This is a genomic window from Streptomyces sp. NPDC001027 (genome assembly GCF_040299045.1).
In the GTDB taxonomy this organism is placed as follows: Bacteria; Actinomycetota; Actinomycetes; order Streptomycetales; family Streptomycetaceae; genus Streptomyces.
In genome coordinates this window covers 1-6,380 of record NZ_JBEPBI010000342.1, presented here as the reverse complement: position 1 = coordinate 6,380, position 6,380 = coordinate 1, and the positions used below count along the sequence as shown (strand labels likewise).

The 6,380-nt window shown below is 74.4% G+C and carries 1 protein-coding gene; it reads left to right on the top strand.

Annotated features, from left to right (window positions below; all coding sequences use genetic code 11):
* Positions 1-94: 94 nt before the first annotated feature.
* Positions 95-6,380: SDR family NAD(P)-dependent oxidoreductase (locus ABT300_RS40010; RefSeq protein WP_351686893.1), on the top strand; the 6,286-nt coding region annotated here is incomplete at its 3' end.

The following is a 6,380-nucleotide window of genomic DNA, read 5'->3' as shown; positions in this document are numbered from 1 at the left end:
GGTGCGGCGGTTGGCGGGGGAGGGGTTCGGTGCGTTTGTGGAGGTGAGTCCGCATCCGGTGTTGACGGTGCCGATCGGTGAGACGGTCGAGGCTGTGGGTGGGGATGCGGTGGTGGTGGGGTCGTTGCGTCGGGGTGAGGGCGGTCTGGAGCGGTTCTATCTGTCGTTGGGCGAGGCGTGGGCGGGGGGTGTGGGGGTTGACTGGGGGCCGGTGTTCGAGGGGTTGTCGCCGTGTCGGGTGGAGTTGCCGACGTATGCGTTCCAGCGCGACCGCTACTGGCTGGAGCCGACCGCCCGGCAGACCGCTGCCGACGTCGGGACGTTCGGCGGGATGAGCCTTCTCGACGACGGATTCTGGGCCAGCGTGGACAGCCACGATCTCGATTCCCTGGCTGACAGTCTCGGACTCGACGACGTGCGCTCACTCGCCGAGGTGGTGCCGGCCCTGTCGTCCTGGCGGCGGGACCGGCTCCACCACTCCACTGTCGACGGCTGGCGATACCGGGTCGCTTGGCGACCCCGCACCGAACAGCCCGCACGCGCCCACGAGCTGGCGAACGCCTGGTTGCTCGTCGTGCCGGCCGGACATGAGGACGACCCCCTCGTCAGGGATGTGTGCGCCGCGATCGGCGACAGGTCTGCCGAGGCCCGTGTTCTCGTCGTGGGCGGCCCGGACGCCGAACGCGCCCGCATGGCCGACCTCGTACGCGCCCGGGTCGACGGCGTCGAGGTCGGTGGCGTGCTGTCGCTGCTCGCGCTGGACGAGTCCCCCTGGTCGGCGGAGGGCGTGCTGCCCACCGGCCTGGTCCTGACCACGACCCTGCTTCAGGTGCTCGGAGACGTCCGCCTGGACGCCCCGGTGTGGTGTGCCACGCGTGGCGCGGTCTCCGTGCGCCGCAGCGACCGACTGACCAGCCCTCTGCAGGCCATGACCTGGGGTCTCGGCCGTATCGCCGCCCTGGAGTACCCGCAGCGCTGGGGCGGGCTCGTCGACCTGCCCGGCACGCTCGACGGCCGTGCGGCGCGCCGGCTGATCGGAGCGTTGTCCGGCACGCTCGAAGAGGACCATCTCGCGGTGCGCGCTTCCGGACTCTTCGCCCGGCGGCTGGTGCGCGCCGGTGACGGGCCGCGGCCGGAAGGCAGTTGGCAGCCGTCCGGCACCGTCCTGGTGACCGGCGGCACCGGCGGGCTCGGCCGGCACGTCGCCCGCTGGCTCGCACGCGGCGGCGCCGAACACCTCGTACTCGCCTCCCGGCGCGGCCCCGACGCGTCGGGCGCCGACGAACTCGTCGCCGAGCTCGCCGAGTCGGGCACGTCGGCCACCGTCGTCGCCTGCGACGTCGCCGACGCCGACGCGGTCCGGCGCCTGGTCGACGACCTGCCCGGCGGCGGCGCCCTCACTGCAGTGGTGCACACCGCCGGCATCATCGACGACGGCCTCATCGACGCGCTCACCCCGCAGCGCGCCCATGACGTCCTGCGACCCAAGGCCGACGCGGCGCTCGCCCTCGACGCCGCCACTCGCCACCTCGACCTCGACGCGTTCGTGCTGTTCTCGTCGATGGCAGGCACACTCGGCGGTCCCGGACAGGGCAGCTACGCCGCGGCCAACGCCTTCCTCGACGCCCTGGCCGCGGGCCGCCGGGCGGAAGGACTGCCCGCCACCTCCATCGGCTGGGGAACCTGGGCGGGCGGCGGCATGGTCGGAGAGGAGGTCGCCGAGCGGCTGCGCCGGGACGGCGTGCCCCCGATGGACCCCGAACTGGCCATCGCCTCCCTGCAGAAGGCGCTGGAACAGGACGAGGAGTTCCTGATCGTCGCCGATGTCGACTGGAAGCTGATCACCGCCCGCGCGTTCGCCGCGCTGCGCGAGCTCCCCGAGGCCCGGGCGCCGCTGACCACGGAGAGCGGCGAGAAGAAGGCCGACTCCGTCGACGGACCGCCGCTCGTCCAGCGTCTCGCGGGCCTGGCCCCGGCGGAGCGCCGTGCCGCGCTGGTGACCGAGGTCCGCGCCCAGGCCTCCGCCGTCCTCGGCCATGCCGATCCCGGCGCGGTCCCCGACGGGTGCGCCTTCCGGGACGTCGGCTTCGACTCGCTCACCGCCGTCGAACTGCGCAACCGGTTCGTGGAGGCCACCGGGCTGCGTCTGCCGGTCACGCTCGCCTTCGACCACCCCTCCGCAGGAGCCCTCGCCGCCTACCTGGACGGAGAGCTGTTCGGCACGGCGACGGCCGCCGAGCCGCTGCTCGCACTGCCGACGGCGGCCGTCGACGACGACCCGGTCGTCATCGTCGGCATGAGCTGCCGCTTCCCCGGCGGCGTCGTCTCGCCTGAGGATCTGTGGCAGCTGGTCGCCGACGGCGCCGACGCCATCACGCCGTTCCCCACCGACCGCGGCTGGGACGTCGAGAGCCTCTACGATCCCGACCCCGACAGCATCGGCCACTCGTACGCCCGGCACGGCGGCTTCCTGCACGACGCCGACCGCTTCGACCCCGCGTTCTTCGGGATCGCGCCCCGCGAAGCCGTGGCCATCGACCCGCAGCACCGGCTGCTGCTGGAGACGTCCTGGGAGGCGTTCGAACGCGCCGGGATCGATCCTGACCGCATCCGCGGCGCCCGCGCGGGTGTCTTCGTCGGCTCCAACTACAACGACTACGCCCGACGTGCCCACAAGGCCCCCGAGGAGCTGGAGGGCTACCTGGCCACCGGCAGCGCCGGCAGCGTCGCCTCGGGACGCATCGCCTACACCTTCGGTCTGGAAGGACCGGCCGTCACCGTCGACACCGCCTGCTCGTCCTCCCTGGTCGCCCTGCATCTGGCGGTGCAGGCCCTGCGGTCCGGGGAGTGCGAACTCGCTCTCGCCGGCGGTGTCACCGTGATCTCCACCCCGGACACCTTCGTCGAGTTCAGCAGGCAGCGCGCCCTCTCGCCGGACGGCCGCTGCAAGCCGTTCGCCGCCCAGGCCGACGGCGCGGGCTGGGCCGAGGGCGTCGGCCTCCTCCTGCTGGAGCGTCTGTCGGACGCCCGCCGCAACGGCCACCCCGTGCTCGCCACCGTCGCCGGCACCGCCGTCAACCAGGACGGCGCCTCCAACGGACTCACCGCGCCCAGCGGACCCGCCCAGCAGCGGGTCATCCGCCAGGCGCTGGCCTCCGCCGGGCTCTCCCCGCAGGACGTCGACGCCGTCGAGGCGCACGGCACCGGAACCACCCTCGGCGACCCCATCGAGGCGCAGGCGCTGCTGGCCGTCTACGGTCAGGACCGGCCTGCGGAACGGCCGCTGTGGCTCGGGGCGCTGAAGTCCAACATCGGCCACACACAGGCCGCTTCAGGTGTCGCGGGCATCATCAAGATGGTGATGGCGATGCGTCACCGCGTCCTGCCGCGCACCCTGCACGCCGAACAGCCGTCGCCGTACATCGACTGGTCGTCCGGCGCCGTGCGCCTGCTGCAGGAAGAGCGCGACTGGGTCCCCGGTGACACCCTGCGCCGTGCGGGCGTGTCGTCGTTCGGAGTCTCCGGCACCAACGCACACGTGATCATCCAGGAACCCGAGGCCTTCGCCCCGGTGCAGTCCCGCCCGGCCGACAGCGCCCCCCGCACCCTGCCGTGGCTGCTGTCGGCCCGTGGCGACGCCGCCCTGCGCGCCCAGGCCCGCCGTCTCCTCGCCCACATCGCCGCCCGCCCGGACAGCGCTCCGGCCGACCTGGCGCTGTCCCTGGCCACCACCCGCGCCCACCACGACGACCGCGCGGCCGTCGCCACCGGCGACACCGCCGCACTCGTCGACGCGCTCACCTCGCTCGCCGAGGGCCGCGAGCACCCGCTGCTGGCCACCGGCCGGGCGCGCGGGGGCAAGGTGGCCTTCCTCTTCTCCGGACAGGGCAGTCAGCAGGCGGCCACCGGACGAGTCCTGTACGAGCGGCACGAGATCTTCGCCGACGCCCTCGACGAGGCCTGCGCCCACCTCGACGCCGAACTCGAACTGCCCCTGCGTGACGTCCTGTTCGCCGAGGCGGGCAGTCCCGAGGCGGCGCTCCTGGACCGCACCGACTACACCCAGGCAGGACTCTTCGCCGTCCAGGTCGCCCTGTACCGCCTGCTGGAGAGTCTGGACGTACGGCCCGACGCGGTGCTCGGCCACTCGGTCGGCGAGTTCGCCGCGGCCCACGTCGCGGGAGTTCTCACACTGGAGGACGCGTGCCGGCTCGTCACCGTGCGCGGAAGACTCATGGGGAACCTCCCGACGGGCGGCGTCATGATCTCCGTCCAGGCCGGTGAGGACGAGGTGACACCGCTGCTCGCCGCCCACGAGGGCCGGGTCTGCGTCGCGGCGGTCAACGGCCCGCTCGCCACCGTCCTGTCCGGCGACGAGGAAGCCGTCGCCGCGGTGGCGGCCGAACTGGCCGCCCGCGGCCGCAAGACACACCGTCTGCAGGTCGCTCACGCCTTCCACTCCCACCACATGAACGACATGCTCGACAAGTTCGCCGCGCGCACGGCACTCGTCGGTCACGCCGCCCCCGCCCTGCCGGTGGTCTCCACGGTCACCGGCCGCCCCGTCACCGCCGACGAGCCGATGGACGGCGCCTACTGGGTCTGCCAGGTGCGCGACGCCGTCCGCTTCCACGAAGGCATGCGCACCCTGGAGGAACAGGGCGTCACCGCCTACGTCGAGATCGGTCCGGGCGGTGTGCTGACCGCGCTCGCCGCAGACTGCGTCGACGGCGTCGCCGCACTCGTGCCGACCCTGCGGCGTGACGAGGAGGAGGACGCCTCGCTGACCACCGCGCTGGCCCGGCTGCACACCCACGGCCACCGCGTGGACTGGGACGCCTGGTTCACCCCCTCGGGGGCCGTCCGCACCGACCTGCCCACCTACCCCTTCCAACGGCGCCGCTACTGGCTCGAGGCGACCGGCTCCGACAGCACCCGCACGGACCTGGACCCCGTACGCCACCAGCTGCTCACCGCTGCCGTCGCCCTCGCCGACAGCTCCGGCGTCGTGCTGACCGGAACCGTCTCCGTGAACGACAGGCCATGGCTCGCCGACCACGCGCTGGACGGCCGCATCCTGTTCCCCGGCACCGCGTTCCTCGACCTCGCCATGGAGGCGTGCGGGCACGTGGGGGCCGCCCGGATCGGCGACCTCACCCTCCAGACGCCGCTCGTGCTCCCGGAGAACGGCGCCGTCCAGCTCCAGGTGTCCGTCTCGGCGCCCGACGGCGACGGCGACCGCGCCCTCTCGGTGCACTCCCGACCCGCCACCGGCTCCGCCTGGACGCGGCATGCCGAGGGCGCCCTCACCGACACGCCGTCGGCCGTCGCTCCCGCACCGCTGCCGGCCGCCTGGCCGCCCGCGACCGCCACCCCGGTGGACGTCAGCGGCCTCTACGACCGTATCGCCGACGCCGGCTTCGCCTACGGTCCCGCCTTCCGCGGGCTGCGCGCGGCCTGGCGCGACGGCGACGACGTGTACGCCGAGATCGCCCCGGAGGAAGGCGAACACCTGCAGGGCGCCGACCGGTTCCGCGTACACCCCGCCCTGCTGGACGCCGCCCTGCACACGGTGGCCCTGGCCCCCGCCGCAGGCGCCGGCGCCGTCCTGCCGTTCGCCTTCTCCGACGTCGTCCCGCACTCCGCCGGCGCCACCGCGCTGCGCGTGCGCCTCACCCCCACCGGCGAGCACACCTACCGGGTGGCCCTCTCCGACGGCGGGGGACGCCGGGTCGCCGACATCGCCGGGCTCACCCTGCGCCCCGTGGACACCAGCGCCCTGCCGTCCGCTCCGGGGCGCGGCGCACTGCACCAGATCCGCTGGACGCCCGTCGGCATCGGCACGGCGCCTGTCGCCGCACCGCATCTCGTCGGCGGCGAGGCGTTGTCCGACGCACCGGCGTTCGCCACCGCCGTCATGCACACGGACCCCGCCGCCCTGTACGCGGCCACAGGCACAGCCGTGCCCGCGACGGTCCTGGCGGCGATGCCCGACACCCGGTCCGACGCGGACGGCGACGTCACCGCCGCAACGCGACGGGCCACCGCCCACGCGCTGAGCCTGCTCACCGGCTGGCTGGCGCAGGACGGCCTGGCGGCCTCCCGGCTCGTGGTGCTGACCCGGCACGCCGTCACCACCGGATCCGGGGACGCACCCCACACCGATCCGGCGCAGGCGGCCGTCTGGGGGCTGGTCCGTGCGGCGCGCGCCGAGAACCCGGGCCGCTTCGCGCTGGTCGACCACGACGGCAGCGCGGCCTCCCTGGCACGGCTGCCGGCCGTGCTGGCCTCGGACGAGAGCGAGATCGCCCTGCGCGAGGGCTCGGCGTCGGCGCCCCGGCTCACCCAGACGCCGCCGCCCGCCGAGGCGGCGGACGGGG